This window comes from Chroococcidiopsis sp. [FACHB-1243] (genome assembly GCF_014696895.1).
In the GTDB taxonomy this organism is placed as follows: domain Bacteria; phylum Cyanobacteriota; class Cyanobacteriia; order Cyanobacteriales; family Chroococcidiopsidaceae; genus Chroococcidiopsis.
Map to the genome: position 1 here is coordinate 1 of NZ_JACJQX010000122.1, position 1,954 is coordinate 1,954.

The window sequence follows — 1,954 nt, forward strand, 5'->3', positions numbered from 1 at the left end:
CTTGGGCAGAGGCTGACATATGGCGAGCGTCTTTGAGTTTCATGGCACACTCCAGACTTAGCTACTTTTTTATGTTAACTAATCCCTGCTCTGGTTAGTAAATTAATGGCAACACGCAACCAGAAGGCGGAAGAGCTAGCAAAATTGAGTCAGACTGTAGCTGCCAGTGAAAGTTCAGCTCGGTTGGGAGAAACAGTGAAAGATTTAGCATCTATTGACGAGCGGATAGCTAACGTATTTCTCCAAAGTGCTGCCACAATTAAAAATTACCAACAGCAACTAGAAGAGCTTTCTTCAAATTTAGTAGTAGAAGATCGCAACTCGGAGCGAGTTAAATCGACAGAAGCAAGCCAAGACAGCGTTAGAGCAAAAACCACCGTTTCCAGTCAGCCACGACAAGTTAGCCAAGAGCAAAATCAACATTCAGTTGTCCCCAAAAATGCTGTTGAATATACTTACAAGCAAGTACTCGACAGTCCAAAAATTCAATCTGGAACCAAGCAGTGGGTGCGTCAGCTCCACATTCCCATTTATAAAATTATCAATCAAAAATTAGAGCGCCAGCGCCTTGCATCTGAGAATAAAAGGATTGCTAAGACAGCTACGGCACTACTAAAACGCTACGGTCAAATTCAAACTGATGGTTCGCTTTTGTATCGTAGTGATGCTTTTGCAATTATCAAACAAGGTGATAAGTTTACGATTCATCGCCGTCAAGATGAATTACAAGGTTTCAAACAGCCTTTGATGGAATTTAAACTAGAGCGAAATGGCACGCCTAAAATAACTGGGCGATCGAAGGAGATGCTACCAGCAGAACGGCAGGAATTCGTGATGGTAGCAGAACGCTTGGCAGATAGGAAAACACTGCGATCGCTCTCTACATCCGACCTCAGAGATGTGGCTAATACTCTAGGTTCCCTCGCACCAGCGGGAACGCTCGCCACTTTAGAAAGTTTCAAACAAGTTGAATTGCTTGGAACGCTGAATGGGATTCTACAAAAGGCAAAAACAGATAAACTGACTGTGGGTGAATTAACGATTGTTCGCCGCCGCGACCCAGAGCATAATAAAGCTAGTTTATCTTTATATAAAACTACAGTTAATGGCGATCGGCAAGAGCTGGTTGAATTTCAGCTTGAAAAAAGAGCTGAAGGAATTTCTCAAGAAATTACCAAAATGAATATTTCTGAGTCAGATATCAATTATATTAAGCTGATGGCTCAAAAAGCACAGTTATTCGATCTGGAGCAGCTATTTAATGGTACTAATAGTAGCAGTATACCTACCACTCGGTCTCAACAACAATTAAACCAAAACCAGGAAATAAAAGGTATTGGCGAGCTTGCCCTGACTCTTCATCCTTTTCTAGCCCAAGAATGGAATCATCTTCAACGGGAAGGTCAACTGTGGTCTAATGCCATGATGCAAGGAAACGACGAAATAAATCAGAAAATTCGAGTAAATAGTGGTAAGCTCTCTATTGCAGAGCAGCGAGAGATGTATTTTAAGATTGTGGCTGCTAAGGTAGTAGCTGAATCGGAGTCAAAAGCTGAGAAAGGTATTGACTTGATTCCCTTAAAACAGATTATGAAAGATCTACAACAGCAGCGCCAACAGGTTATTAGGCAAACTTACACCCCTAAAAGTGGAATTTACATGGATTCTAAGGTAGCAGACCGCGCTAATGGTGTTGCTTCTAAAAGTAGAGATTTATCACTGTAGCACTTGTGTTTTTGACTAGAGCGTTAACTCGCTACTACAATAGCAATAACGCTTTTATAGTATTTGTAACTTAGCTGCTTCAGTACATCTCTTCAAAACCCAATTATTGTTGCAGTCTTCAACATCTATACTAACCAGAGCAGGGATTAGTTAACATAAAAAAGTAGCTAAGTCTGGAGTGTGCCATGAAACTCAAAGACGCTCGCCATATGTCAGCCTCTGCCCAAGA

1 protein-coding gene is annotated in these 1,954 nt (G+C 41.4%); it reads left to right on the forward strand.

Annotation, left to right across the window (positions count from 1 at the left end):
- Positions 1 to 105 precede the first annotated feature (105 nt).
- Complete coding sequence (locus H6G17_RS32265; protein ID WP_192162816.1) at positions 106 to 1,725, forward strand: hypothetical protein; 1,620 nt, start codon at positions 106 to 108, stop codon at positions 1,723 to 1,725.
- Positions 1,726 to 1,954 lie beyond the last annotated feature (229 nt).

Coding starts and splice junctions, on each gene's coding strand:
- H6G17_RS32265 (WP_192162816.1), top strand. CDS start 106: ATGGCAACACGCAACCAGAAGGCGGAAGAGCTAGCAAAATTGAGTCAG.